The organism is Paenibacillus sp. FSL L8-0644 (assembly GCF_038008165.1).
In the GTDB taxonomy this organism is placed as follows: Bacteria; Bacillota; Bacilli; order Paenibacillales; family Paenibacillaceae; genus Paenibacillus; species Paenibacillus polymyxa_D.
Map to the genome: position 1 here is coordinate 1,038,943 of NZ_JBBOYN010000001.1, position 26,300 is coordinate 1,065,242.

A 26,300-nucleotide genomic window follows, 5' to 3' on the forward strand; every position below is an offset into this window, starting at 1 on the left:
TACAGTTATTTGTGATAAAAATCACAAAGTATGAATATTTTTAAAATTTTAATGTCTTCAGATAAGTATTCTATAGAGAGGTCATGCTTCAATCAAGACAAAAACAGGAAATAAAGCTTATAATGAGAAAAATAACGAAGTGGAGGGATGAACTTGTCCGGGCCCATTTCCCAACGAAATCATTGGTTGCGTGTAATGGCCTCAGCTCTGTTATGCATGACGCTGATGTCTTGTTCTGCTATGTCCAATACGGGAGATACTGAACCCGTTCCTCAACCGACCAAGCATAAAACAGAGAAGGAGGCGCTTGAACCGCCGAAGGAGCAGTCTACTCCGGCATTTACAGCTCCGCTTACCGGTCTTCCGGTGGAGCAGCCAGTTTTGGAGCGACCGCTCGCTGTCATGATTAACAATGCTCCAGCAGCACGTCCGCAGGCAGGACTTAGTCAGGCAGATATGGTATATGAAGTTCTTGCAGAAGGCGGAATTACCCGTCTGGTCGCTTTTTTCCAAAGTCATGGCGGAGATGTAAAGGTTGGTCCGGTCCGTAGCATTCGTCCGTATTTGATTGAGCTGGGCGAAACTTATGGTGCGTTGCCGATACACGCAGGGGGAAGCACAGATGCCTATGCGATTTTACAGCAGCAGCGGAAGGAACATTTAGATGAGATTTCAAATGGAGGGGCATACTTCTGGCGAAGCAAAGATCGTCGTCCTCCGCATAATCTATACACGGACGTGAATAGACTGCGCAAAGGAAGCGATAGTAAAGGGTATGCTACGCATACGGACGTTCCAGTATATACTTACCTTAAATCCGGCGAAACCCCAGTTATGGTGGACGAGACTGCAACATCTTTACAAATCCGGTTTTTGCTTAAAAGCTACCGGGTATCTTATACCTATGATCCAGCGGATCAACAATATAAGCGTTTTGTGAACGAAAAGTCACATGTGGATCAAAATAATAACCAACAGCTCTCAGCAGCCAATGTCATTGTGATGAGCACCAGACATCAAACGTTGGATGATGTAGGCAGATTAAGTGTTGAACTGGACGGTAGTGGAGAGGCCATGGTGTTTCAACAAGGACAGTTAATACAGGCTGAGTGGCAACATACGCCGGGTGATGCGATTCGTTTTATGAAGAATGGGGTTGAAATTCCGTTAACGCCAGGTACATCCTATATACATGTGGTGCCTGCAGATACACCACTAAAGGAACATGTAACCATAGAAGCGAATTAGAAAACGAATTACACCTTTTTAGGAAAAAATTGTCGGATAATGAGCTTATATGTCGGGCACTGTATACGTATATCATGAAATTTGCTTTTACAAACATTACAAAAACATTGATGAGTGTGATAAGATAGCAAAGGTTGTCTATTGCAGTCGAAACAGGTTGCGGATATTTTCGTAAAGGGGTAATCGTTATGAGATTGAAGAAAAAGGATATATTCTTCGAGACGTTGGAAAATATGGCAGATACGATCGTGCAAGCAGCCGATTATTTTGCCCAACATACTTCAAATCTTCAAGATGTGACTTTGTTTACAAATGAAATGAAGAAGTATGAAAATAAGTGTGATGATTACACACACACGATTATTACTGAACTGAACAAGACCTTCATTACGCCGTTGGAACGCGACGACATCATGGAACTGACAACAACCATGGATGATGTGTTGGACGGTCTTGAAGCGACGGCTTCCCGTTTTTATATGTACAACATTACGGAGCCGGACGAGTATATTGTGCAGTTCGCTGATATTCTGCGTCAATCAGCTTACGAAATTCAGAAAGCTGTACATCTGCTTTCACAGAAAAAATTGCTGGCCATTCGTGAATACACTATTCGTCTGAATGATTTGGAAAATCAGGGGGATGAATTGTTGCGTATTTGCATCAAAAACCTGTTTGCAACTGTAACTGACCCTATTGAACTGATTAAACGCAAAGAATTGTACGAACGCCTTGAAACGACAACGGATTCATGCGAGGATGTTGCAAATATGCTGGAATCCATCATTATGCGTAACTCGTAAGGAGTCCTTTTACATGGATACAAGTTTACTGGTATTGGGTATTGTTATTTTTCTTGCTCTGGCATTTGATTTTATTAATGGTTTTCATGATACGGCGAACGCGATTGCAACTTCGGTATCGACCCGTGCATTGACCCCGCGACGTGCGATTATTATGGCTGCGGTCATGAACTTTCTCGGGGCAATATTGTTTACAGGGGTTGCGAAGACCATTGGTGGAAGTGTCGCTGATCCAACCAAGCTTACGAATGGAATTGATATCGTCATTGCGACGCTGATCGCTGCGATTATCTGGAACCTCTTAACCTGGTGGTTCGGTATTCCTTCATCCTCTTCTCATGCATTGATTGGTGCATTGGCTGGAGCGGTGTATGTAGGTGCAGGATCGGAAAAATTAAACTGGAGCGGCTTCATCGGGATTGTCGAAGGACTTATTTTCTCCCCGTTGATTGCTTTTGTTGTCGGTTACATCGTGATGATGATTTTAAAATACATCTTCGCTCATCGTAGTCCGCATACGGTGAACAAAGGGTTCCGTACAATGCAGGTCATTACAGCAGCGCTTCAGTCGTTCACGCATGGTACGAATGATGCTCAAAAGGCGATGGGGATTATTACATTCGCACTCGTTTCGTCGGGGTATCAGGACCATTTGGAAGTACCCATGTGGGTAAAAATTTCAGCCGCAACAGCCATGGCGCTAGGTACATCTATCGGGGGCTGGAAAATCATCAAGACGATGGGAACCAAGATTTTTAAAATCGAGCCAATTAACGGATTTGCAGCCGACATTTCGGGAGCCTCTGTTATTTTCACAGCTACATTGCTTCATTTGCCCGTAAGTACCACTCATGCCATTACTTCGGCTATTTTGGGTGTGGGTTCTGCGAAGCGTTTTTCCGCTGTGCGTTGGTCGCTGGCCGGTCGAATTATTATTACTTGGGTGATAACGATACCGATTGCTGCGCTGTTATCTGGATTGATTTTCAAAATTCTTTTCTAGTCCGTTATTATTTCTTGAAAAATAGGTACACACTATAGAATACACAATAAGCTTCCGTCCGCTTTTTGCGGCAGGGGCTTATTGGCATTCTGGGGCAAAACGGCTTCTTCGAAGTTTACACATCCAGATAGTTCCATGAAACGTTTTTCAAAAATACCTGACATCAAAGTAGTCAATTTTTAATAACTCCTGTAGAATAAACAGAAAACTTTGAACCGTTCAACTGACTGGAGGAAATTATGCAAAAATCTAGAAAACTAATAGCACTTATCATTTGTTTGTTTTTTGTGGTTGCCCTGGCTGGTAATTTCGGTGTAGTGGCACATGCAGAAAATAAAACAAAGTATGATATCGGCACGGATACAACGTTCGCGCCTTTTGAGTTTGAAGATGTAGATGGTAAATTCGTCGGAATTGATATGGATTTGCTGGCAGCTATTGCCAAGGATCAGAATTTTGAATATACCATTAAGCCTCTTGGCTTTAACGCGGCAGTGCAGGCCCTTGAAACGAATCAAGTGGATGGTGTCATTGCCGGGATGAGTATTACCGATGAACGTAAGCGGAAATTTGATTTTTCCGAGCCTTATTTTGATTCAGGCGTCGTGATGGCGGTCCGTAAGGATAATGATACGGTTAAACGCTATGAGGACTTGAAAGGGCAGCGTGTCGCTGTCAAAACAGGAACGGAAGGTTATACATTCGCAGAGTCCATTAAGGCCAAATACGGCTTTACTACAGTACCGTTCGACGATTCTTCTCAAATGTATGATGAAGTTAAAACAGGTAATTCGGTTGCCTGCTTTGATGACTATCCGGTACTGGCATACGGTGTAAACCAGAATAACGGCCTTAAGCTGGTAACAGATAAGGAAAAAGGTGCTTCTTACGGGTTTGCTGTTAACCAGGGCAAAAACCAGGAGTTGTTGGAGAAATTTAATGCAGGGCTTGTTAATCTGCGTAATAGCGGGGAATACGATAAGATTTTGGCTAAATACCTTGGCGAATCGGGCAAAGGTGTGGCGCCTGTAGAGACCAGCCGCTGGGGACTGATTTCTGCTTCGCTGCCTTCGCTGATTAAAGGCATGGGAAATACGTTGCTGTACACACTTGTATCTTTACTCGTAGCCTTTATTCTAGGATTGGTGTTTGGCTTTATGAAAGTAAGCCATAACAAGGTGTTCCGTGGTATTGCAACTGTTTTCGTCGATATATTCCGCGGTATTCCGCTGATCGTGCTTGCTTTCTTTATTTACTTTGGTATTCCACAGGCACTGGACTTCAAAATGCCACTTTTTGTTGCGGCTGTATTGACGCTATCCCTGAATGCGGGTGCGTATGTAACTGAGATTATCCGTGGTGGTATTCAGTCCATTGATCCGGGACAAATGGAAGCAGCCCGTTCGCTTGGTCTACCCTATCGGACGGCTATGCTTAAAATCATTTTGCCACAAGCTGTGAAAATCATGATCCCGTCGTTTATCAATCAGTTGGTTATTACGTTGAAGGATACGTCCATTTTGTCTGTTATCGGTCTGGTCGAATTGACCCAATCGGGTAAGATCATTATTGCGCGGACATTCCAATCCTTTGATATTTGGCTGGTAGTAGCGGTGATGTATCTTATCGTCATTACAGTCCTGACCAAAATTTCCAACCGTCTTGAAGGGAGAGTTCGCCGTGGGTAAAATTATCGTTAAAGATCTTAAAAAAAGCTATGGTAGTAACCAAGTGCTAAAGGGCATCGACATGCAAGTACGTGAAGGCGAAGTTGTATGTGTCATTGGCCCCTCTGGTTCGGGAAAAAGTACGTTTTTGCGTTGTATGAACATGCTTGAAGAAATTACCGCAGGTGAGGTCATTGTCGATGACTACAACTTGAGTGACAAAAACGTGGACATTAACAAAGTCCGTGAAAATATAGGTATGGTATTTCAGCACTTCAATCTGTTTCCGCATATGACCGTGCTTAAGAACATTATGTTCGCGCCGACTGAACTGGGGAAACAGTCCAAGGCAGAGGCCCGGGAAACGGCCATGAAGCTGCTGGATCGTGTGGGGTTGGCCGATAAGGCAGATGCACTGCCAGGACAGCTTTCCGGCGGTCAGAAGCAGCGTGTGGCGATTGCACGTGCGCTAGCCATGAACCCAGACATTATGCTGTTCGACGAGCCGACCTCGGCGCTCGATCCTGAAATGGTGGGCGAAGTGCTTGGCGTAATGAATGATCTGGCGCGTGAAGGCATGACGATGATGATCGTAACGCATGAGATGGGTTTTGCACGCGAAGTAAGCGACCGGGTTGTGTTTATGGACGGTGGTTACATCGTAGAAGAAGGAACGCCACAAGAGGTATTTGGTAATCCGAAAAATGAGCGGACCATTAGTTTCTTAGAAAAGGTATTGTAAGAGGATTAAAAGTGAGGCATGGTTTGTGGATGTAGGCGGAGATCTGGTTGTGAGACGCTCCGCGATCCATTTGATCTTTCGATCGCTGTTGCCCCTGAATTTTTTTGGATTGTATAACACATGAAAAGGTTAAAATACAGGGGCAAAGGCGAACGCTCCGCTTCTCCAGATTCAAATGGACCGCTACGCTACGGCTCGCTGATTGCCCTTTTCGTGCCATGAGCCTGCCTCACTTTTGAATGAGTGGGTGCAGGGGAAGAGGGCGCGACGCAGCTCGGTGCTTGCTGCGCCGAGGGGGATATAGCGAGGTAAGCATCCGACCGCTTTGTGGCTTATGATGTTTATTTTCATAAGTGAGAATTTTGCAAAATTCTGAAGTGGAAGGCTTGCTTTGAAGATAAGAACTGCTCTGCACGAGGATAAAGGATATCTTGGGACGGCTTGTTGACCCTGAGATATCCTTTTCTTATTTAGTGTATGGAAATGTAGAGCGTGAGATTTGTATAATGTTAATTGGCTTATATAAAATATAAATAACATATAAGACAGAAGTGTAAGCGAGGGGGACGTACGGTGATACGTACATTGGCTATAGGTCATGATCATCAGGTAACAGTGGGAAAACCATTGGATCAGATCGTCATGGAGGATTACATATGGATGTGGGTAGATTTTAGCGAGCCTACAGATCGCGAGACGGAGCTGCTGACGAGTTATTTTCATTTTCACCCATTGGCTGTGGAGGATTGTATGCATGTTCTGCAACGTCCCAAATTGGATTATTACGAGGATGTGCAGTTTCTGGTTGTGCATGCGCTTGATGTAGATACGTTAGCTGCGGAAGAAGTGGATATGTTTATTAGCAGTCGTTTTTTGGTTACATATCACCATCGTGAGTTGGAGGAGCTGGATCAAGCCTGGGAGCGGATTGTCCAGCATGCGAATGAACGCAAAATATGGTCTCGAGGACCGCTGTCTGCAGCCTATACGGTGATGGACAAGCTGGTAGATAACTATTTTCCGAGCCTTTTTATGATTGAGGATGAATTGGCCGAGCTGGAGGGCTTGGGCGGTCGAGAATCCGTAGAGGAATTAATGAAGCAGGTGTTTGACCTGCGTGGCAGGCTGCTCAAGCTGCGCCGTACCATCGTACCCATGCGTGATCTGATGTACCGAGTTTTGAATTCGCAGCATGTGCAGGGCCAAGGAGATCATATGGCTTATTTTACCGATATATATGATCATTTATTGAAGCTGACAGACATGCTGGAGGCCGACCGCGAGATGACAGCCGACCTGAGAGACAGTTATATATCGCTCAATTCCAATCGCATGAATTCAATTATGAAGACGCTAACCGTAATTACGACCGTTTTTATGCCCTTGACGCTGATTGCAGGAATCTATGGTATGAATTTTTCGAATATGCCCGAGTTGGGCTGGAAATATGGATATTTTGGCGTACTGTTCTTCATGTTTTTGTTGAGTGTTGCAATGGTGGTCTGGTTTATGCGCCGAGGCTGGTTCAAATAGTATAGTCTACTTTCTTGTGCGTTTGCGCGGACGTCTGCGCGGGGTAGTGGTACTTTTGCGCTGTGTCTTTTTCCGGCGTCGGCGTGGTGGTGTATATTCATCCAGTTCCTCAGTAATTTGTGTTGTAGATTTTTTGCTTGCGTTTTTGTTGAATGCTGGGAGCGAGCCCATAATCAGTTTTGCCATCGGAGCAAATTGCTGCACGCTAGACATGATCTTTTGTACCTTGCCGACCGTAGCAACAATCCCGTCAATACCGCCCATACGGTCAATAATACCTTTAATATCGTTGAGATTACCAAGATTGCCAAGGCCGCCAAGCAGTCCTCCTTTGGCAGGGGCGGGGTCTGGTGTAACCACGGCAGAGTCTGTTATACTCGCTGGCGCCTCGTAAGGAACCAGTGCGGAGGAATCGACTTGCGGAACCTCGCTGTATGGATCGAGTCCAGGATAAGGAGATGAACTATACGGATCGGAAATGGCACGCGTTTGCGCCCTCCGATGATAGTAATGTCCAGGCATGAGATCACATTCCTTTGCAGGTTGATACTCTACTGTATGTTACAAACGCACAGTGGGTTTAGGCGCGTGTCCCGAAATGAGGTATAAAAGCGGATTTGGGCATTCGTACGGTATGTTTCTATGATCATAATGTTGTTCTGTAATGCGTGAAACCGTTAATGCTTGAAAAACCGACTATTCCTCAGGTACAATGAGGAGAGATCGTAACCTTGGGAGATGATAATCCATGCAGCTTAAAAAGCTTAATGATAAAAGTATTGATCAATTGTTCGAAGCTATTTTAACTCTTAAAAATTTAGAAGAATGCTATGTATTTTTTGATGATCTGTGCACGATTAACGAAATTCAATCCCTCTCCCAACGTCTGGAGGTTGCCCGTATGCTAGGCAAAGGCAGCACATATAATCAGATTGAAGCAGAGACAGGAGCCAGTACAGCCACCATTTCACGTGTTAAACGTTGCCTGAACTATGGTAATGACGGGTATAAAATGACTCTGGAACGTCTGGGACGCTAATGCGGAGCCCTGGGATACTGGTCATCAGCCATGGCTCTAGGGAGCCATATTGGGTAGAACAGGTGGATCAGGCAGTTGCAAAGCTTCATTTGCCGGAAGAAATACCGGTAGAGGTTTCATTTTTGGAAACGGTTAAAGAAAGATTGATTCAAAATGGTATTGACCGTCTGGAAGCCTTGGGTGTAACAGATATATTGGTTATACCTTTGTTTGTGTCATCAGGCAGTACGCATGTAGATGAGATTAGCTATGCGCTGGGTGTCAAAGATGCACCGGATAAAGAAACAGATTTGGAGCCGTTTCGATTGAAAGCGCGAGTGCATTTTGGTAGCCCGCTGGATGACGGAGAAGATGTTGCTCACATGGTGTGGGACAAGGTTCGTCCGCTATCAGCCGACCCTGCGAGAGAGGTTATTTTACTCGTAGGTCACGGCAGTGTACACAACGGCTTTTTTCAGCGCTGGGAGCAGGGGATTTCTTCGTTGGCCCGTACGGTGCAAAGCGTGAGTGGCATCATCACGGACTACGCTTTGCTAAATCCCGAGAGTGTGTACGACAAGGCAGCGTACTGGAATCAGGAGCGGGGTCATGATGTTATTGTGGCGCCGCTATTTTTGAGTTCGGGATATTTTACAAGTCACATAATTCCTAAACGCTTGCAGGGGCTCGAATACCGTTATTCGGGAGATCCTTTATTGCCGCATCCTTTGCTCACAAGCTGGATAGACAGGCAAATTCATGAATTATTGCAAAGCATGCAGAAGCAAGCGAGGTCAAGTAATAGATAGTCTGGTTCGGCTATAGCGTTATCTTAGCCTTAAATTTCCTTATTTGGGCAAAGTCTGGCTTCTTTTATTGTAAAAGAGGTCTTTTTCCAGTATGATGATATTTTGTACAGACTGAATATGATGAACTGCGATGTGAATATAAATATCATTAAATATACGGGTGGCGTAACGGAATGAAAAGAGCTAGATTAATCTATAATCCGACCTCTGGGCGTGAGGAAATGAAGCGTCGTCTTGCGGATGTTTTGCAGCGCCTGGATGAAGGTGGTATTGAAGCCTCTTGCCATGCAACTACGGGTGAAGGGGACGCAACACGTGCCGCAATAGAGGCCATTGAGCGTGGGTATGACATGATTATCGCCGCTGGTGGCGACGGTACACTGTATGAGGTCATTAACGGGATGGCTGAAAGAGAAAACCGTCCGCCTCTGGGTGTGTTTCCTCTGGGGACGACGAATGATTTTGCCAGAGCACTGGGCATCCCCAGGCATTGGGAGGATTATTGCGACCTCGTTATTCGTCAAAATCCGAAGCCGCTGGATATCGGAAAAGCGAACGACCGCTACTTTATCAACATCGCAGGCGGGGGGACTTTAACTGAGCTTACGTATGAGGTTCCGAGCAAGCTCAAAACGATGATTGGCCAGTTGGCGTATTATTTTAAAGGTATGGAGAAGATGGTCAGCCTTGCACCACAGGAGCTGATCATCAAGGCATCGGGTCAGGAAGTGATCCACGACGAGTTTATGCTCTTCCTGATTGCAAATACGAATTCGGTGGGCGGGTTTGAAAAGCTTGCTCCCGGGGCAACAATAGATGATGGACTGCTCGATGTCATCGCTGTGCGGAAATGCAATTTGGCGGAAATGATCCGCTTGGTAACACTTGCGCTGCGTGGTGAGCATTTGCAGGATAAGAAGATCGTTTATTTTAAAACAGATTACATGGAAGTGACTTCACCTGGCTACGTCCAGCTTAATTTGGATGGCGAACTGGGAGGCACCTTGCCAGCGACATTCCGGAATTTACCTCATCATTTGAATGTTTTCCGGTGAGGAATGAGAAGGAAACGCTTCTGTTTCCGGTCGTTAATACAATTTTGTATATGGAATGTAGAGTAGGTAGTTTTTTTGTAGGGAACATGTCGGTCCTTGCCGTTCTCCGTGGGGAGTAACGGCATTTTCGAGTTGATGTTTAAACGTCGTCTAGATGACGATTTGAATGATATGGTTGAATGAAGATAAGCAAGAAAAGAAGAACAGAAAGAAGTGACCATCATGACGAATAACCGTAGCGGACGTGGAAAAAGCCGCCGGAATGCAGCAACAGCAACTCCTGTTCAAGGAAATCAGCACAAAAAGACTATGAAGGCGACAAGAGAGAGCGAACCGGAACAGTCTCAAGTTAGAGCTGGAAATGGGTTACTTCAAGCCGAAATCAAATATAAAAATGGAAATGTGAATGAAAATATGAATGATTCGGATCGGAAGAAGAGAAAGAACGGACGAGATACTCGTCTTTCTTCCAACGGTGGACGAAGTCATGATGCTTCCAATCGTAACCGGTCTAGTGTAGAGCGTAGCGATCTGCCTGTGCAAAAGAACGATGAGGCTGTGATAGACATCATCGGCATGAACCACGATGGCGAGGGTGTAGGACGTGTTGAGGGTTTTACGCTGTTCGTTCCGGGTGCGTTACCGGGGGAAAAGGTACGGGTAAAGGTGCTGAAAACGAAAAAGCAGTATGGCTATGCCAAGCTGTTGGATATCACGCAGGCTAGCCCTGACCGGATTGCAGCTCCGTGCGCTATCTACGATCAATGCGGTGGCTGTCAGATCCAGCACATGAGCTACGCAGCGCAGCTCAGCTGGAAACGCCAGCATGTCGTGGATGTGCTGGAGCGTATCGGGAAGCTGAGTGTGGCTACAGAGCCCAGTGAGCATACTGCACAGGTCTTGGCTGCTTCTGCGGATACAGATGGTGAGGCCGATACAGTCACGACTGCTGATTCGGCCATGAATGCGGATGGAAATGCCGACAGTATGTCGCGTGTACATGGCGTAGTCGTGCATCCTACACTCGGTATGAGTGAGCCTTGGCGATATCGCAACAAAGCCCAGGTGCCGATTGGTGTCACAGAGGGCGGGCTTGTCGGTGGCTTCTACGCACGTGGCAGCCATCGGATTGTGGATATGAACACCTGTCTCATTCAGGACGAGCGTAATGACGAAGTTGTCGCACGTGTGAAAGAGATTGGCCGAATGCTGGGCATCAGTGCATATAATGAAGAAACCGGACGTGGGCTACTGCGCCATGTCGTTGTAAAGACTGCTTTTCGCACAGGTGAAATGATGCTGGTGCTCGTCACGAATGGACGAGATATTCCGCATGCAGATGCGTGGATCGGCAGTATCCGTGAGCATATTCCACACGTGGCAAGCATATGCCAGAACGTGAATACAAAGCGAACGAACGTTATTTTTGGCGACGAGACTCGTGTACTGTGGGGTCGTGACGTGATCTACGACTACATTGGAAACGTACAGTTTGCGATTTCTGCGAGATCCTTTTATCAGGTGAATCCCGTACAAACGGAAGTGCTGTATGGCAAAACCGTCGAATATGCCGGGCTCACAGGCAAAGAAACGGTGATTGATGCGTATTGCGGCATCGGCACGATCTCCTTGTTCCTCGCTCAGCATGCTGACAAGGTGTATGGGGTGGAGATCGTCAAAGAAGCCATCGACGATGCACGAAGTAATGCGCTATTGAACGAAATGCGTAATGTGAAATTTGAGGTAGGCGCGTCCGAAGACGTCATTCCTGCGTGGAAAGAGCAAGGCATCACCGCCGACGTTATCGTCGTCGATCCGCCCCGTAAGGGCTGTGATCCACGCCTGCTCGACACCATTCTGGAGATGAAGCCAGAACGTGTGGTGTACGTATCCTGTAACCCAAGCACACTGGCGCGGGATTTAAAGATACTGGAGGATGGCGGGTATAAAACAGTGGAAGTACAGCCTGTAGATATGTTTCCGCATACGGTTCATGTGGAGAGTGTTGCGCTGTTGGTCAGAAAAGACTAATAGTTGAGGTGTATTGGCGTTTGAAAAAGGTGAAAATCAAAACAAACTTACTGATAAAAACATCAATAAGATTATCGAAACGTATCGAAATCGTGTAGATGTTGATAAATATGCTCATGTGGCATCAGTTGAAAATTTTGGGTATTCATGTGTAGAAATTGACGAAAAGGGTCAAGGATATTATTCCTCGGCTCTTTTTTTAGCTATTTCGCATGGGAACGGCATAGGCTGGGGGAAGTAATGCCGTGCAGTATTTCTATGAACTGCGGCGCAGTACGTTATAGAAGATGGCAAGGAGGGGCGGGCGCTCTTCCTTTTTTTGCGAGTCTTTTGGGGAGTATGCTCCTCTATTGAGTATGATATACTCATTTAGATGTCTATGCTTAACATATACTGCCGTTTGAACTACGTTGCTTAAACATGTTATATGTGAAGAAGAAGCAAGGACATGAACAGGTTAGCTTTACCATTTTGGGACCAAAGATTTGTCCTGGTATTTATAGAGGAGTTTTTGATATGACGAATAATTTTTGGCGTGATTTGCCACGACCTTTTTTTATACTGGCACCGATGGAAGATGTGACGGATGTTGTGTTTCGCCATGTCGTAAGTGAAGCAGCCAGACCGGATGTGTTTTTTACGGAGTTTGCGAATACAGAGAGTTATTGTCACCCGGAGGGGAACAAAAGTGTACGCGGGCGTTTGACTTTTACAGAGGATGAACAGCCCATGGTGGCCCATATCTGGGGAGATAAGCCGGAATATTTCCGTGAAATGAGCATCGGTATGGCGAAAGAAGGCTTCAAAGGCATCGATATTAATATGGGTTGTCCTGTAGCGAATGTAGCCGAGAATGGGAAGGGAAGCGGCCTGATCTGCCGTCCCGAAATCGCAGCGGATATCATTCAGGCCGCCAAAGCCGGGGGACTGCCCGTCAGTGTAAAAACAAGGCTCGGTTTCACTACCGTAGACGAATGGCGCGACTGGTTGACCCATATTTTGAAACAAGACATTGTGAATTTGTCCATTCATCTGCGGACAAGAGAGGAAATGAGTAAAGTAGACGCTCACTGGGAACTAATTCCGGAGATTAAGAAACTTCGTGATGAGGTGGCACCAGATACACTGCTGACCATTAACGGAGATATTCCGGACCGTCAGACCGGCTTGAAGCTCGCTGAGCAATATGGTGTGGATGGCATTATGATTGGGCGTGGTATTTTCCAGAATCCATTTGCGTTTGAGAAGGAGCCGAAGGAACACAGCAGTGAGGAATTGCTTGAACTGCTACGGCTTCATCTAGATCTCCATGATCATTATTCAGCGCAGGAGCCACGTTCGTTCAGCCCTCTCGCCCGCTTCTTCAAAATATATGTCCGTGGATTCCGAGGGGCAAGTGAACTCAGAAACAGCTTAATGAACGCCAAATCAACAAGTGAAGTGCGTACATTGCTTGATGAGTTTGGAAGCAAGGATCATGATGAGGTAGAGGAACGTGGAAATTAAATTGCCAAGTTGGGAGACGGGCTGTTAGTAGGCATTGAAAACATAGGAGGATATATGTCCTGGAGTAAATTGAAGCAACAACTGGAGAGCTTCCGCTGTCCTGCGTTAGACGGAAGAGTCGAATACCGAGCGACCAGTTACCGTTATTTGCCTGATAAGTCTGGAATCTGTTATATAACTGTAGATAAGAAGAACATACTCAATATGAATGATATCACTAGTTCGATCAAATGGTATCAGACGGAGTTGGAAATCAAGAATGATCCAGATATCCAAGTTCCTATCAGCAATGAAGACATTGAAACGGTCAGAAAAGATACTAATGGGAACGTTCCCGAGGAGCGTCTACAAGTAATTGCAAGAGGTAGAAAAATATCAGAACATGCAAAGGAGCTTTTCTCAGCACAGGCCTCATTAAGCAAGTCTAATTTTAATATTGTAGCTAATAAATTTTTAACTACTTCTATAGAGGAAAGCTTAGAGAGTAATGATATCTTATTGAATATTCTAGCTTTAGTGGACAGACGAGTTGGAAAAAAACGAATATTAAACATGACCGAGAAGATGAAGTTAAAGCATCCCATTGTGCAGTATTTTTATGAACTACGGCGTAGTACGTTATGAAAATAAATAACTTTCATTGATGGGGGCACGTCGTGTCAGGATTAAGTGCTGTTCATTGTTGCTGCATTGCACATTGGCAAATAATTTGGATGTCTGGGAAAACAGCAAAGAGGGGCGGTGTGCCCCTCTTATTTTCGTAATGCTGAGCATTTTCATTTATTTACAGAAAGTGTAGCACTTCATTTTCATAATTTATCATCATAAAAAAACTTTTCTCTCATTCAATGATCTTGCTATATTCGATAAAAGCTGAATTGTATTCCTTATCTCATCTTCCGTAGTGTCTGGGTGAATTGCACAGATTCGGAGAACCGTTTTTCCATTAAGTTGTGTTGTAAGCACAGAGGCGTATCCGTTTGTCGTCATTTCTTGGGAGATCCTTCTATTCAGTGAATCTAATTCTTGCTCAGATAATCCAGTTGGCGCATATCGAAAGTTAACAATCGCTAACTTAGCGGGGGATACAATTTCCCAATGATTATGTTTTTTGATTTCATCTTCAGCCCATTCTGCGAGTTGAACTCCATGCTCTATGGCTTCACCGACAGCATTAGTTCCTAAAGCTTGTAGTGTCACCCATAGTTTCAAACTTCGAGCAGGCCGCGTTAATTCAGGACCCAGATCCCAATAATTAATATGTTCTTCATTAGTCTCGGCATCTTTCAAATATTCTGGATGTGTGCTGAAGCAGTTTCTGAGCTGTTGATTTTCTTTGGCTAAAACTACGCTACAGGAATAGGTCTGCATTAACCATTTATGTGCATCCCAGGTAATGCTATCTGAACGCGATATTCCGCTCAAAAGGGGCTTATATTTCGAAGAGGCCAAAATCGATGCACCGTAAGCTCCATCCACGTGTAACCAAATGTTATGTTTTTCACATAGGTCAGCAATATCGTTTAGCGGGTCAATGCTTCCTGTATTGGTTGTGCCTGCCGTGGCAATGATCGCAAAAGGTTTCATGCCAGTCGCCTGATCATCCATTATTTTTTTCTCTAAGGCTGAAACATCCATACGAAAATTTTTATCACTTGGAACCTTTCTGATTTGATCACTACGGAATCCGAGGATGCGTAGCCCTTTGGCGACCGATGAATGAGTTTGATCTGAAACATAAGCAGTTCCAATGGCATATTCCTGCTCGGATAACCTTGCATTGCGTGCAGCCGCTAAAGCGGTCAAATTCGACAGCGATCCGCCCGACAGAAATAAGCCTCCAGCAGTATTGGGATATCCTGCTTGGTCACACATCCACCGTATCACTTCCCCCTCTAAAAGGCTTGCGCTCGAACTCAGCATCCAGCTTCCGGCATGGGTATTATAGGCGCTAGTCATGATATCTCCTAACCACGAGTAAAGAGACATTGGACCAGGAACCAATGCGAAAAAGCGAGGGTGTTGCATGAAGGTTTGGTGAGGATAGACGTTTTTCCTCATTTCATCGACGACCTCTTGTATCGGTCTTCCTTTTTTCGGAAAACCAATTCCCCTTAAATGAGCTATTGTATCCCCATCTGCAGTGTTGATTACTTTTTGAGATCGAATGTTATTGTTTTCTGCTATAAATGAATGTATGAACTGCTCAATAATCTCACCTAATTGTTGATTTAGTTCTTGATTCATCATAAGCATCTCCTTTGTTTAACTTCAACCAAAGTATAATATAACATCTGTTGTCATATTGTGAGATTCACCGATTTCATCATTACGTTTATTTTTAGGCTCCACATGCAGACTATATTTATATGGCTCAGGTTTAATCCATATTCATGATGTTGAGTTCGTTTTATCAAGTTTATTTCTGCTGTTATGCTAAACCCATCCCGTAAACTCCAGTATAGACGCTTTCGCAGATTGCGCTTCAGATTGTGCCCCTTTACGCCATTCTTTTGGCGGCTTTCCCATAAGCCTGGAGAAGCAACGGTTGAAGCTGGAAATGGAGTGAAAACCGACTTGTTCGGAGATCGAAAGAATAGAATCCTCCGTGCTTTTTAACTGCTTGCAAGCCTCTTCGATTCGGGTGCTGTTTAGGAAATCGAGAGGCGACGTCCCCATAATTTCATGGAATTTTCTTCGAAAATGAGTTGTACTTAAATGGCACAGGTCGGCCAAAAAATCCATCGTAATGGGGTTCATATAGTTTTTCGTGATGTATTCCAAAACCGGAGAAATGACAAAATCGTTTTTCAGGCTATGCTCTGTTTCTTGATCTGCCAACAGTTCATTCCTGGAATGAATTCTAAGGAGTTCTATGTAAAGGGATAGCAATAAGCCATAGGCACTTTCCTGATAGTAAGGATTCTGCTGTTTTAATTCTTCTACGATCGAAGTTGCAAGTGTATAAACCTTGGGATACTGCTCCTTATTCAATATACAGTTTTTTCCCTTCACCACCCACAAATTTGGTTCGAAGTTGCTGTAAGCACTTTTAAATGAATGTTGAAAGAGATCCTCTGGTGAAAAAAAGATATAAGACCACAGACTGGCTGTATTTGGCGAACTATACGTGGTATGAGGAAGATACCTGGGGATGAAGGTCACATCGCCGGCTTTGAAGGGTACAGATTCTCCTTTGATCTCCATGACGCCGCTATCTGAATAGCATATACCAATCTCCAAATGGTTATGGAAATGGAGATGCTCACTTTTAATATCAGAAATCTTCCAACGTTCACCGCTTAATAGCAAGACAGGGAAATTTATGGGCAAGCTATAGTGTCGATATTCTATAACGGGCTTCTTTTTTCTGGGCATATTCAATACCCCCATGACTTTGGTTTTAACCAGCAGATATACATCAGGATTTTGTAAAATCCTCACATAAATGATTGGAAATGCGCAGTTTTGTTGCGAATATGCTTAGATGGAGACTATTTTACTGCGTACAATGGAATAAGTAAAGCGTTTTCAAAATAGTGACGAACAGCTCTCAAGCGCTTTTGGGAGCGTGGGCGCTAAGAGAGGGGAATAAAGATGCTTCAATTGGTTTGTGACAAGGAAGAGATATTAAAAGTTATCGACAAAGTCGTCAGAAAAACCATGACGATGGATTTAACGTGGGATTGGCCCTGCGGTGTGGCTTACTATGGTGTATCCAGAGCCTATACGAAAACAGGAAATAAAGAGTATTTAAATATGCTTGTGCAGTGGGCGGATGAATATATCGAGCTGGGTCTGCCGCACTGGACGGTAAACACATGTGCTATGGGCCATATGCTGATCACGTTGTATGAAGAAACAGGAGACCCAAAATATTGGGATATTGTGATGAGCAAGGTGGATTACATCCAAAACAATGCTCTCCGGTTCGGAGACCATGTTTTGCAGCATACGGTATCCGTGGCTAATGATTTTCCAGAACAGGCATGGGCGGACACATTGTTTATGGCGGCATTTTTTCTGCTGCGTGTAGGAACCAAATTAAAGGATGAGGCAATGATCCAGGACGCCTTAAATCAATATTACTGGCATATCAAATACCTGCAAGACCCTAGTAGCGGTCTCTGGTACCATGGCTACAATAATGTCAAGCAGGATCACATGTCCGGATTTTTCTGGGGGAGAGCGAATGCTTGGGGAGCATATACCATGTCGCAAGTCAAAATTCATTTAAAAGACTGGTACTTGTATCCGCAATGCATGGACGTAGAGTGTTCGCTTCGGGATCAACTGGCGGCACTAAAGGGTGTTCAAACGGAGAATGGTTTGTGGCGGACGGTACTGGATGACGAGGAGTCCTATGAAGAAGTGTCGGCATCTTGCGGTATCGCGGCGGCCATGATCAATAACGGCAATCCGCTGCATACCAAATACGTGCAAAAGGCATTGGAGGGCATCTTGAACCATATTAGCGAGGACGGTCGGGTACTAGGTGTGTCGGGCGGCACAGCGGTTATGAAAGATCGGGATGGGTATCGCAATATTCCAAAGGACTGGATTCAGGGCTGGGGTCAAGGCCTGGCATTGGCCTTTCTGTCTGATATGTTGAATTAGGAGGGAAGCAAGTTGTCCAAACAAACTACGGGGAACTTTACACTACCGGGAGAATCCGGTTATGAGGCGCTGACCCTGAAATTAGCTGAACGGTGGGGTGCCGATGTCATCCGTGATAGTGACGGCACGCAATTGTCCGATGAGATTATAAATGCTGGATACGGCATTTATTCTACAATCTGTATCATCAGAGATCATAACGAGTGGGCGTCCCACAATCTAGATAAGCTACAGCAGTGTTTTTTAATGACAAATCCAAAGGTAGCTGTACAAGATTATGTGTCCATCTATCTGATGGAGGATTTTTTTGCTGAACAGTTCAAAGTGAATGATTCCAAAGAAGCGTTTAACTATTGGCAGGTTTTTGACAGAACGACCGGAGAGGAAGTTCCAAGAGAACAGTGGAATTATGAAAGGGAATCCGGCAATGTGGTCATTACCGGAATTGTTCCTTGGCATAAATACACGGTAAGCTTTATGGCCTACCGGATCTGGGAAGAGATTTCCATGTACAATCACACCACGAATCATTGGGACAAAGAGCATTTGATGCAGATTGATCCTATCTATGCAGAAACGCAACAGTATCTGCTGGATTGGATGGAAGATTGGTGTCTTCATCATAAGGAAACCACGGTTGTTCGGTTTACCTCCTTATTTTATAATTTCGTCTGGATCTGGGGCAGTAATGAGCGCAATCGCCATCTGTTCTCAGACTGGGGTTCATACGATTTTACGGTAAGCTCAAGGGCGCTTGATCTGTTTGCCAAGAAATACGGGTATTCGATGACTGCCGAGGATTTTGTGAATGGCGGGAAATACCGCGTCAGTCATATCCCGGCTGAGCAGCGCAAGCTGGATTGGATGGCATTTATCAATGATTTTGTAATCGAATTTGGCAAGAAATTAATTGATATTGTGCATAAGCACGACAAGCTGGCCTATGTTTTCTATGATGACAGTTGGGTTGGCATGGAGCCTTACAATGACCGTTTTCAAGAGTTTGGATTTGACGGGTTGATTAAATGTGTATTCTCAGGTTATGAGGCGAGGCTTTGTTCAGGTGTAAAAGTGAATACACATGAGATTCGGCTGCATCCTTACTTATTTCCGGTTGGCTTAGGCGGGCTTCCGACCTTTATGGAAGGGGGAAACCCCACGCTGGATGCCAAAAAGTATTGGATTAATATCCGGCGCGCCTTGCTGCGGGAGCCTATTGACCGGATTGGGCTGGGGGGATATTTGCATCTTGTAGAGCCTTACCCGGATTTTTGTGACTATATCGAAAAGATTGCCAATGAATTTAGAGAAATTAAAGAACTACATCATGAAGGCAAACCCTATCAAATGAAGACGAAGGTAGCTATTCTGCATAGCTGGGGGAAATTGAGATCGTGGACCTTGTCCGGCCATTTCCATGAAACGTATATGCATGATTTGATTCATGTCAATGAAGCTTTATCTGGATTGCCGATTGAAGTGCAGTTCATTGACTTTGAAGATATCCGTCAGGGAATTCTACAGGATTGTGATGTAGTGATCAATGCCGGCTCTGCTGGTTCAGCATGGAGTGGTGGGGAGTACTGGAATGACAACAAGTGTGTGGACTTACTGACCCAATGGGTTTACGAAGGTGGTATCTTTATTGGCATCAATCAGCCTTCGGCGGTAGAAGGTCACGACAGCTTTTTTAGAATGGCGCATGTTCTCGGACTGGATGAGGATACAGGCTCCAGGGTAGGTCATGGAAGATGGACATATGAGGTTAGGGATGAGTATGGTTTGGTGCCTGAGGGGGCAAGTATAACGCCAAAGAATAGCATTTATCTTACGGATGGGTCAGCTGCGGTAGTGGAGGAAGCAAGTGGTATGATAACACTGTCTACACATGCCTTCGGTAAAGGAAAGGGAATTTACCTTCCTTCATTCGAATTCAGCTGGGAAAACACAAGGTTGTTGCTGAATATGATTCGCTTTGCAGGTAATGAGTTACATGAAACGAAGTACATTACGGATAACCTATATACAGAGTGTGCTTATTATCCAGAAAGTAAAATGTTGGTGGTTATTAACAATAGCGATCAACTTCAAAGAACGACGGTTGATACGGAATATGGCAAACAAACGATGGAATTAGATCCGTATGACACCATGATCACTCGTATTGGCTTAACAAAATCGGTATAGAAACGGAAAATAATAAGAGTAGCGGTGTCAAGCCCTCCTTTATTTAAGGAAGGGCTCTTTGTTTTAGCACCTCCAGAAAATCCAGCCAATTTACCGGGGATTTTGTCCATTCAAAAGTATCTACTCCATCATTAACTATAAGTAAAACAATGAAGGAGATGATTTCTTTGAGAAAGGCAACCTTAATGAAAATTAAAAATGCGGAAGCCAAGTTGGGAAGAAAGTTAAAAAAAAGAAGTCACGTGGTTATGAATCTTAAAAAAGCCATTCGTGTAACTCAACTTGGAGATGGATTTGCGCGTTTCACTTTCGCTGCGGTTACTATCCCCCCAAATAGCTTTAGAAGCACTACGATTAACGGTAACGCCTACAATCTGATTAGCGGTTCATGGATTTTCTCTGGAAATCAGCAAGGGTTTCTTCTCGATAACTATTCTGCGGCGGAAGACAGATGGTTCTTTACTGCATGGAATCCAACTGGATTCACAAGAACGGTCTCCTATGCTGTTATCGCCAAACGGAAGCCATAATTCAAATGTCATCGTTAGCAAGGAAAAGGAGCTTGATCCTTCTTTTCCTTGCTAAAAGGTAGAGGAAATGTTGAACAAACCTTCGATGATCTTATAATTTTTGATAGTGGTTCAAGAGATGCTCAACTTTTTCTTTAATAATCTGTTTTAAAGATTCAGGCTTCACAGATCGTACATAATGACCATATCTCATAAAATAATGAGCGATAAACTCTTCTTCTCCAGGATTATAGAATCCCTTAATGACTGTCTTATCACCATTTTCTATTTTCATAGAGGGATAATGTTCTTTATAGAAAATGTCCTTCGCTTGTTCTACAATCTCTACTTCAAAGTCAATGCTCTTCTCGGATTGATACATTTCTAATGAACGATTAAGGAGCTCATCTATAGAAAAGTCAGAATTGCTCTCCTCTTCTTCTATTAAGGTTATTCGATCACATCTGAAAACTCTATATTTATTCGTATTTAACTCTATGCCAGTAGCATACCATTGACCAAACTTAGCGGAAATTTTGAAAAATTGAATATAGTAACTTTTTTTCTGATTATTTTTTACATATTTAACTTTACAGGTACTCTCATTAAGAATGCTTGTTAGAATTTTATCTAAATAACGACTAACATGAGTATGCTGATATACTTCAAATTGTAAGACCTTTTTCATTTTATGAATCTGGTCTATTTGTGTTTTAGAAAGACAGTGTTCAAACTTTTCATTGAGTTTATTAATACTTAAATGAAAGGGGGTGGATTGATAAGCTTCTAACGTCAACATTGCAAAGTACAGAGCATATACTTCATCCATCGTGAAAATAATGGGAGATAACAACCTATTTTTTAAGATACCATATCGCCCATGTCTGCCATGTTCCGAATAAATAGGCATACCTAATTGTTCTAATGAATGAATATCACGTAGAGCTGTACTTTTTGAAATGTGATATTTATCCATTAGGTCATTTAAATTAAAGAATTCTCGACTGTTTAAGTACCTGATCATGTCATTTAATCTTTCTGATTTCTTCATCTAAATCTCCTTATAAAGGTGTCATGTTTTGATACCTTTTTATATGATAATAAGCTTAAGGGAATATATCAAATTCATAAGATATCTACCTGAGGATTTTACAAAATCCTGACTAAGATTATATATAAAGGAGATTGATATCATGAGTGCAACACTGGAAGTAGCTATTTTCTTATCCATGAACGGAAAGGCAAAGGAAGCTATACATTTTTACAAAAAACACTTCAACGCAGAGGAATTGTTTCTGGTTACCTATCAAGACATGGCCCAACGTGACAGTTCCATACAGATTACGGATGAAAATGAAAATTATATTTCTCATTCTGTCTTATCCATCGGAAAAACAAAAGTAATGATAGCAGAAGATACAATGAATCCCAGTGAAAAATATACAGTTGGTAATAACACTTCATTATGTATTCAAAGTGCTGACTTAGAAGAAATTAAACATTTTTATCATAGCTTAATTACAGATAATCGCGTGAAAATTATCGTGCCTTTATCTAATAATATGTTTAGCCAAGCCTACGGTATTATTGAAGACCCGTTCGGTATTCAAATACAATTAATGTTTGATAATCGATTACAATAAAAAGGTTGTTAAAAGCTAAAAAGCACAATAGCATGGTGAAAAGTGGATAATAAATGGACAGAGGTAAAAACTAAAAGGGGAAAATCCAAGATACCACAGCAGAAAAGGAGACACTATGACGGAGAGAAAAGAAATAGCAGATAAAATAGGGTGGAACTTCGACAACAGTTACTCTCGTCTGCCGGAATCCATGCTTACAAAGCTCAACCTAACTCCTGTCCGCTCACCAAAGCTGATTATACTTAATCATCCGTTGGCAGCATCACTGGGGTTGAACGGCACGGCGCTGCAAAGGAATGATGGCGTAGCGGAGCTGGCCGGCAACCAAATTCCTGAAGGGGCTACGCCTCTTGCTCAAGCTTACGCAGGACATCAATTCGGGCATTTTAACATGTTAGGAGACGGTCGTGCTCTGCTGCTTGGCGAACAGATCAATCCCTTGGGTGAACGGGTTGATATTCAGCTCAAGGGCTCTGGCAGAACGCCATACTCCCGTGGTGGTGACGGGCGTGCGGCACTTGGTCCGATGCTTCGTGAATACATCATTAGTGAGGCGATGCATGCGCTAGGTATTGCTACCACCCGCAGCTTGGCGGTGGTATCCACAGGTGAGACGATCATCCGGGAAACCGAGCAGCCCGGTGCCATTCTGACCCGTGTGGCTGCCAGTCATCTTCGCGTCGGAACTTTTCAATACGTCTCAGCATGGGGCACGTCCGAAGATCTCCGTGCTCTGGCTGATTATACATTGGAAAGACACTACCCGGAAGTTGCCAATGACGAAAACCGTTACCTTTCACTGCTTCAGGAAGTGATTAAGCGTCAGGCCGAGCTGATTGCCAAATGGCAGCTGGTTGGTTTTATTCACGGGGTGATGAACACCGACAATATGACCCTTAGCGGAGAAACCATTGATTATGGTCCTTGCGCCTTCATGGATACCTATGATCCTGAGACGGTATTCAGTTCCATCGACAGGCAGGAACGCTATGCTTATGCCAATCAGCCGCATATTGCTGCGTGGAATCTCGCGAGATTTGCTGAGACGCTCTTGCCACTGCTGCATGACAACAGGGAGCAGGCTGTCACACTGGCTGAGGATGCAATTTCAGATTTTGTAAAAATGTTTCACAGTCACTGGCTTGCAGGAATGCGAGCGAAGCTAGGGATCTTTAACGAAGAGCAGGAGGATGAATCTCTTATTGAGGATCTTCTGAATATCATGCAGAAGCATCGTGCTGACTACACCAATACCTTCCGTGCCCTAACTTTGGACAAGCTGGAGGATACGGTTCTGTTCAGCACTGAGGAATTCACCCAGTGGCACGAGCAGTGGCAGGCGAGACTGGGCAGACAGCAGGAATCCCAAGATTCATCGCATCAGCTGATGCGCAGCAGCAATCCTGCAATCATCCCGCGCAACCACCGAGTAGAAGAAGCATTGGAAGCTGCGGTGGAACGAGAAGACTACCATGTGATGGAGCAACTCCTTGAAGTTCTTTCGAACCCTTATGCTTATTCTGACGAACAGGCTATTTACTCTACATTGCCTGAGAAATCCAACTGCTCATACCGAACCTTTTGCGGTACCTAATGTAATGTAATCATGTTGAACAACTCGATGATAACCTATTTCATGCGTTGGTGGAGAAGATAGCCATTCTCTCACCAGCGCATTTTGTTTTTATTTTGGGAGGCTGCAACTAATTAATCCAGCTCTTGACCGTCATTTTCGATTTGTATGTGCCCGCAATAAAGACATTGATGCGTACAGTTCTGTGTAAGAGCAGGCTGGCCTTCGATGCGCATGTCGCTTTTTCCGTTCAGCCAAGGCATCGTAAGAACAGGAATACATGGAGCCTTTTTCACCCCATAAATATCGACCATCTCACTGGCTTGCACAGCCGGATTCAGCGGACTGGAGCAATTTCCAAAAGATTTTATGTTCACTCCAGGCACATAATCTCCAATATTCATCTGGGCTTTATTTTTGACATACACCCCGTGGCTAAAAGGGCGCTTCAAACGCGTAGGCTGTGTACCGTAACTACAGCTTAAAATCGCACCTGCCACGACATAGCTTTTTTTCGCACCTGACCCAGGCTGCACACTTGCTTCTTCCATACGGATTATTCCTCCTTTGTGGACATCTCCACTTTTTGCACACGAACACCTGTAAATGGACGACGCAGCAGACTTTCCGCTACCGCGAGATTGATATAGATATGAGCTTCCAACAAGCCGGCGATCCGAAATATAGACGATTGGATTTTTCCGTGTTTAAGTACCAACTGCTTCAAGGTATGGTCAGGATACCACTCGGTTTGTGAGGAAAGACAATCCACCACAGGTGGACGCAATATCCAGTACACATCCTGCCTAGCCTTCTGAAAATCGGTAAGTATAGCGACCTTCCATTCCAGCTCCGGCATATATTTTTCCAACAGGACTTTCATGGAGTCTGAAACCAGTGGCAAAGGGAACTCCAGAAAATCCGGATATACGGTTCGTGGATCTGTATGTACTGCTAAAAACAGGGGAGTGTCCTCCGCCTGAATGGTATGACCCGAAAGGAGTTCTTCCACCTGCAAGGGAGACAGGGGCGCAGTCTCTACCCGATGCTTTACGCGCTCGTCCACCATGAGTCGAAAATATCTCATTTACCCCCACTCTCCTTACTCACTGTATCTGTTACCTGTGTAGCCAGGGGTGCTTCTACAGCAGCAAGACCAATGGCTTCGCTTAGTTGGATATCTGTAAAGATTGCCCGGTGTAGCTTTGCCCCTGTAAAATTAGCTTTTACTAAACATGCACCTATAAACGAAGCGCCAGTAACATCGGCTCCTACAAAGCAGGCACCTGTTAGATCCGCGCCGTTAAATAAAGCTCTTTGCAGCGCGGCATCTTGGAAAGTAGCTCCTTGAAGCTGTGCATGTTGAAAACGAGCTCCCTGTAAATTAGCTCTTGTAAAATCCACTCCATCCAATCCTAGCGGTTCCCAATCCAGCCAAGCATCCGATCCATATTCGCTATTGCTTATAACTTCGTCCAGCACAGCCTCTTGCAGGGAACAGCCACGGAAATCGGCTCCGTGAAGCAGGCTGTGCGAAAAGTCGGTTCCATCTAGCTGAGCTTCTTGCCATACCGTGCCTACGAGGATACAGTGATGCAATCGGCTTTGTTGCATCCCGATCTGGCGAAAGACTGTATAACGAAAATCCAAGGAACTGTAATCTCCATCCGACAATTGCACTTGAGACAGTGCTTGGTAGCTGTAGGCCGATCCTTCTTTTTCCTCCAGCCAAGACTTTATGATGTTAGCATCCACGGGTCTTCGATCTTCCCGGTACACGGAGACACTATGATCCATATACTCTCCGACGCGAATCTCAAAAGCTTCTTCACGATCCAACGCCTCAAACTCTGGTAGGTGGACTGCTTGCTTCATAGCCTGACGAACCAGACTAACGATCATCGTATGAAGATATCCCGCTGCTTCCAGCATGATCTGCTCTAATTCAAGTTCGGAAAGGGAGACTTGCTGGTTCAAGGTTTCAGCCCCAAGTTGTTCATGTAATTGAGTCCAATAGAGAAAAATCCAACTTGCATCGTATTCCAACTGAACGGGCTCAGCATCAAGCATCCATAAGGCATCCGTAGCTTCAACAAGATAAACGGGCTTCTGTTCAAGCCATGTGGTGCGCAGCATGGAGTAGGTGATGTAACCGATATGACCTTTACGATCTGTGAGTTGCTTTTGCCGAACCAGCTCACAAAAGGCCCGGAAATGTTCTACTATATGCTGTAATCGTTGTGTTTGTGTTGATGTACATTTCAACGCCCATTCTTTGCGAATGAGAGACCAAGCCTGTAGAAGAGCTGCTTGTTGCTGATCTAACACATCTGTTTGCTTTTCCATTGCTAATCAT

General features: G+C 44.3%; 25 protein-coding genes and 1 pseudogene. 18 read left to right on the forward strand and 8 right to left on the reverse strand.

Annotated elements, in window-relative coordinates; all coding sequences use genetic code 11:
* The first annotated feature begins 153 nt into the window (after positions 1-153).
* The 3 genes from NSS94_RS04670 to NSS94_RS04680 all read left to right on the forward strand — a co-directional run bounded on the left by NSS94_RS04670 (position 154) and on the right by NSS94_RS04680 (position 3,054).
* Complete coding sequence (locus NSS94_RS04670) at positions 154-1,248, forward strand: DUF3048 domain-containing protein (RefSeq protein WP_039272397.1); 1,095 nt, start codon at positions 154-156, stop codon at positions 1,246-1,248.
* 188 nt (positions 1,249-1,436) lie between these two features.
* The gene (locus NSS94_RS04675; protein WP_007428879.1) at positions 1,437-2,051 is read left to right on the forward strand and encodes a DUF47 domain-containing protein; all 615 of its coding nucleotides are present in this window, start codon (positions 1,437-1,439) and stop codon (positions 2,049-2,051) included.
* Between the two features lie 13 nt (positions 2,052-2,064).
* Positions 2,065-3,054 carry an inorganic phosphate transporter gene (locus NSS94_RS04680; protein ID WP_029517123.1) on the forward strand — a complete coding sequence of 330 codons (990 nt, stop codon included), beginning with the start codon at positions 2,065-2,067 and terminating at the stop codon, positions 3,052-3,054.
* Between the two features lie 32 nt (positions 3,055-3,086).
* Here the strand turns inward: NSS94_RS04680 and NSS94_RS04685 are convergent, their stop codons facing one another.
* A complete protein-coding gene (locus NSS94_RS04685) occupies positions 3,087-3,230 on the reverse strand; it encodes a hypothetical protein (protein ID WP_318628219.1) in 144 nt (47 codons plus the stop codon).
* Between the two features lie 63 nt (positions 3,231-3,293).
* Here NSS94_RS04685 and NSS94_RS04690 point away from each other — a divergent pair, with 63 nt between their 5' ends.
* From NSS94_RS04690 to corA, 3 genes are all read left to right on the forward strand, one after another.
* The gene (locus NSS94_RS04690) at positions 3,294-4,742 is read left to right on the forward strand and encodes an amino acid ABC transporter substrate-binding protein/permease (protein ID WP_209949968.1); all 1,449 of its coding nucleotides are present in this window, start codon (positions 3,294-3,296) and stop codon (positions 4,740-4,742) included.
* Entirely contained in the window at positions 4,735-5,463 is a 729-nt protein-coding gene (locus tag NSS94_RS04695; RefSeq protein WP_039272400.1) for an amino acid ABC transporter ATP-binding protein, read from the forward strand. Before NSS94_RS04690 ends, NSS94_RS04695 begins: the two co-directional genes overlap by 8 nt.
* Positions 5,464-6,036: 573 nt before the next feature.
* On the forward strand, positions 6,037-6,996 hold the full coding sequence (gene corA, locus NSS94_RS04700) for a magnesium/cobalt transporter CorA (RefSeq protein ID WP_307354003.1): 960 nt from the start codon (positions 6,037-6,039) through the stop codon (positions 6,994-6,996).
* A gap of 6 nt (positions 6,997-7,002) precedes the next feature.
* On the opposite strand, the gene NSS94_RS04705 is transcribed toward corA, so the two are convergent.
* Positions 7,003-7,518 carry a tyrosine protein kinase gene (locus tag NSS94_RS04705; RefSeq protein WP_165149959.1) on the reverse strand — a complete coding sequence of 172 codons (516 nt, stop codon included), beginning with the start codon at positions 7,516-7,518 and terminating at the stop codon, positions 7,003-7,005.
* 226 nt (positions 7,519-7,744) lie between these two features.
* Here NSS94_RS04705 and NSS94_RS04710 point away from each other — a divergent pair, with 226 nt between their 5' ends.
* From NSS94_RS04710 to NSS94_RS04740, 7 genes and pseudogenes are all read left to right on the forward strand, one after another.
* Positions 7,745-8,035, forward strand: a complete 291-nt coding sequence (locus tag NSS94_RS04710; RefSeq protein WP_007428885.1) for a YerC/YecD family TrpR-related protein — start codon at positions 7,745-7,747, stop codon at positions 8,033-8,035.
* Positions 8,035-8,823 (forward strand): sirohydrochlorin chelatase, encoded by a 789-nt coding sequence (locus NSS94_RS04715; protein ID WP_341038773.1) that lies wholly within the window; start codon positions 8,035-8,037, stop codon positions 8,821-8,823. The genes NSS94_RS04710 and NSS94_RS04715 overlap by 1 nt, the downstream gene beginning before the upstream one ends.
* 173 nt (positions 8,824-8,996) lie before the next feature.
* Positions 8,997-9,878 carry a diacylglycerol kinase gene (locus tag NSS94_RS04720; RefSeq protein WP_341038775.1) on the forward strand — a complete coding sequence of 294 codons (882 nt, stop codon included), beginning with the start codon at positions 8,997-8,999 and terminating at the stop codon, positions 9,876-9,878.
* A gap of 222 nt (positions 9,879-10,100) precedes the next feature.
* A complete protein-coding gene (gene rlmD / locus NSS94_RS04725; protein WP_341038777.1) occupies positions 10,101-11,909 on the forward strand; it encodes a 23S rRNA (uracil(1939)-C(5))-methyltransferase RlmD in 1,809 nt (602 codons plus the stop codon).
* A 19-nt stretch (positions 11,910-11,928) separates the two neighbouring features.
* Positions 11,929-12,042, forward strand: a pseudogene (locus tag NSS94_RS04730) (N-6 DNA methylase); the annotation flags it as partial.
* A 383-nt stretch (positions 12,043-12,425) separates the two neighbouring features.
* The gene (locus tag NSS94_RS04735; protein WP_013308869.1) at positions 12,426-13,415 is read left to right on the forward strand and encodes a tRNA dihydrouridine synthase; all 990 of its coding nucleotides are present in this window, start codon (positions 12,426-12,428) and stop codon (positions 13,413-13,415) included.
* A gap of 54 nt (positions 13,416-13,469) precedes the next feature.
* Entirely contained in the window at positions 13,470-14,039 is a 570-nt protein-coding gene (locus NSS94_RS04740) for an SF0329 family protein (RefSeq protein ID WP_318628223.1), read from the forward strand.
* Between the two features lie 198 nt (positions 14,040-14,237).
* Here NSS94_RS04740 and NSS94_RS04745 read toward each other — a convergent pair whose 3' ends face one another.
* Together NSS94_RS04745 and NSS94_RS04750 are read right to left on the reverse strand one after the other, a co-directional pair.
* Positions 14,238-15,662, reverse strand: a complete 1,425-nt coding sequence (locus NSS94_RS04745) for a pyridoxal phosphate-dependent decarboxylase family protein (protein ID WP_238796277.1) — start codon at positions 15,660-15,662, stop codon at positions 14,238-14,240.
* 189 nt (positions 15,663-15,851) lie between these two features.
* Positions 15,852-16,793 (reverse strand): AraC family transcriptional regulator, encoded by a 942-nt coding sequence (locus tag NSS94_RS04750; RefSeq protein ID WP_069012887.1) that lies wholly within the window; start codon positions 16,791-16,793, stop codon positions 15,852-15,854.
* 219 nt (positions 16,794-17,012) lie between these two features.
* On the opposite strand from NSS94_RS04750, the gene NSS94_RS04755 reads away from it, so the two are divergent.
* From NSS94_RS04755 to NSS94_RS04765, 3 genes are all read left to right on the forward strand, one after another.
* On the forward strand, positions 17,013-18,032 hold the full coding sequence (locus NSS94_RS04755; RefSeq protein WP_069012888.1) for a glycoside hydrolase family 88/105 protein: 1,020 nt from the start codon (positions 17,013-17,015) through the stop codon (positions 18,030-18,032).
* A gap of 12 nt (positions 18,033-18,044) precedes the next feature.
* Positions 18,045-20,219, forward strand: coding sequence for a 1,3-beta-galactosyl-N-acetylhexosamine phosphorylase (gnpA, locus tag NSS94_RS04760; protein WP_341038779.1), 2,175 nt, complete (start codon positions 18,045-18,047; stop codon positions 20,217-20,219).
* A gap of 158 nt (positions 20,220-20,377) precedes the next feature.
* Positions 20,378-20,749: a hypothetical protein gene (locus NSS94_RS04765; RefSeq protein WP_238437976.1), complete on the forward strand. Its 372-nt coding sequence runs from the start codon at positions 20,378-20,380 to the stop codon at positions 20,747-20,749.
* 91 nt (positions 20,750-20,840) lie between these two features.
* Here NSS94_RS04765 and NSS94_RS04770 read toward each other — a convergent pair whose 3' ends face one another.
* Positions 20,841-21,779 carry a helix-turn-helix transcriptional regulator gene (locus NSS94_RS04770; RefSeq protein WP_341038782.1) on the reverse strand — a complete coding sequence of 313 codons (939 nt, stop codon included), beginning with the start codon at positions 21,777-21,779 and terminating at the stop codon, positions 20,841-20,843.
* Between the two features lie 142 nt (positions 21,780-21,921).
* Here NSS94_RS04770 and NSS94_RS04775 point away from each other — a divergent pair, with 142 nt between their 5' ends.
* Positions 21,922-22,371: a VOC family protein gene (locus NSS94_RS04775; RefSeq protein ID WP_340954330.1), complete on the forward strand. Its 450-nt coding sequence runs from the start codon at positions 21,922-21,924 to the stop codon at positions 22,369-22,371.
* 115 nt (positions 22,372-22,486) lie between these two features.
* A complete protein-coding gene (locus tag NSS94_RS04780) occupies positions 22,487-23,965 on the forward strand; it encodes a protein adenylyltransferase SelO (protein ID WP_341038783.1) in 1,479 nt (492 codons plus the stop codon).
* 113 nt (positions 23,966-24,078) lie between these two features.
* On the opposite strand, the gene NSS94_RS04785 is transcribed toward NSS94_RS04780, so the two are convergent.
* From NSS94_RS04785 to NSS94_RS04795, 3 genes are read right to left on the reverse strand one after another with little or no spacing between them, the layout of a single operon-like run.
* Complete coding sequence (locus NSS94_RS04785; protein ID WP_029517103.1) at positions 24,079-24,495, reverse strand: DUF4280 domain-containing protein; 417 nt, start codon at positions 24,493-24,495, stop codon at positions 24,079-24,081.
* A gap of 5 nt (positions 24,496-24,500) precedes the next feature.
* Positions 24,501-25,031 carry a hypothetical protein gene (locus tag NSS94_RS04790; RefSeq protein WP_176715766.1) on the reverse strand — a complete coding sequence of 177 codons (531 nt, stop codon included), beginning with the start codon at positions 25,029-25,031 and terminating at the stop codon, positions 24,501-24,503.
* A complete protein-coding gene (locus tag NSS94_RS04795; protein WP_341038785.1) occupies positions 25,028-26,290 on the reverse strand; it encodes a pentapeptide repeat-containing protein in 1,263 nt (420 codons plus the stop codon). The genes NSS94_RS04790 and NSS94_RS04795 overlap by 4 nt, the downstream gene beginning before the upstream one ends.
* Positions 26,291-26,300 lie beyond the last annotated feature (10 nt).

Bases quoted from the DNA above. Each gene is read 5' to 3' on its own strand.
- NSS94_RS04675 (WP_007428879.1), top strand. From the start codon at position 1,437: ATGAGATTGAAGAAAAAGGATATATTCTTCGAGACGTTGGAAAATATG.
- NSS94_RS04680 (WP_029517123.1), top strand. From the start codon at position 2,065: ATGGATACAAGTTTACTGGTATTGGGTATTGTTATTTTTCTTGCTCTG.
- NSS94_RS04690 (WP_209949968.1), top strand. From the start codon at position 3,294: ATGCAAAAATCTAGAAAACTAATAGCACTTATCATTTGTTTGTTTTTT.
- NSS94_RS04705 (WP_165149959.1), bottom strand. From the start codon at position 7,518: ATGCCTGGACATTACTATCATCGGAGGGCGCAAACGCGTGCCATTTCC.
- NSS94_RS04710 (WP_007428885.1), top strand. From the start codon at position 7,745: ATGCAGCTTAAAAAGCTTAATGATAAAAGTATTGATCAATTGTTCGAA.
- NSS94_RS04715 (WP_341038773.1), top strand. From the start codon at position 8,035: ATGCGGAGCCCTGGGATACTGGTCATCAGCCATGGCTCTAGGGAGCCA.
- NSS94_RS04720 (WP_341038775.1), top strand. From the start codon at position 8,997: ATGAAAAGAGCTAGATTAATCTATAATCCGACCTCTGGGCGTGAGGAA.
- rlmD (WP_341038777.1), top strand. From the start codon at position 10,101: ATGACGAATAACCGTAGCGGACGTGGAAAAAGCCGCCGGAATGCAGCA.
- NSS94_RS04735 (WP_013308869.1), top strand. From the start codon at position 12,426: ATGACGAATAATTTTTGGCGTGATTTGCCACGACCTTTTTTTATACTG.
- NSS94_RS04740 (WP_318628223.1), top strand. From the start codon at position 13,470: ATGTCCTGGAGTAAATTGAAGCAACAACTGGAGAGCTTCCGCTGTCCT.
- NSS94_RS04745 (WP_238796277.1), bottom strand. From the start codon at position 15,662: ATGAATCAAGAACTAAATCAACAATTAGGTGAGATTATTGAGCAGTTC.
- NSS94_RS04750 (WP_069012887.1), bottom strand. From the start codon at position 16,793: ATGCCCAGAAAAAAGAAGCCCGTTATAGAATATCGACACTATAGCTTG.
- NSS94_RS04755 (WP_069012888.1), top strand. From the start codon at position 17,013: ATGCTTCAATTGGTTTGTGACAAGGAAGAGATATTAAAAGTTATCGAC.
- NSS94_RS04765 (WP_238437976.1), top strand. From the start codon at position 20,378: ATGATTTCTTTGAGAAAGGCAACCTTAATGAAAATTAAAAATGCGGAA.
- NSS94_RS04770 (WP_341038782.1), bottom strand. From the start codon at position 21,779: ATGAAGAAATCAGAAAGATTAAATGACATGATCAGGTACTTAAACAGT.
- NSS94_RS04775 (WP_340954330.1), top strand. From the start codon at position 21,922: ATGAGTGCAACACTGGAAGTAGCTATTTTCTTATCCATGAACGGAAAG.
- NSS94_RS04780 (WP_341038783.1), top strand. From the start codon at position 22,487: ATGACGGAGAGAAAAGAAATAGCAGATAAAATAGGGTGGAACTTCGAC.
- NSS94_RS04785 (WP_029517103.1), bottom strand. From the start codon at position 24,495: ATGGAAGAAGCAAGTGTGCAGCCTGGGTCAGGTGCGAAAAAAAGCTAT.
- NSS94_RS04790 (WP_176715766.1), bottom strand. From the start codon at position 25,031: ATGAGATATTTTCGACTCATGGTGGACGAGCGCGTAAAGCATCGGGTA.
- NSS94_RS04795 (WP_341038785.1), bottom strand. From the start codon at position 26,290: ATGGAAAAGCAAACAGATGTGTTAGATCAGCAACAAGCAGCTCTTCTA.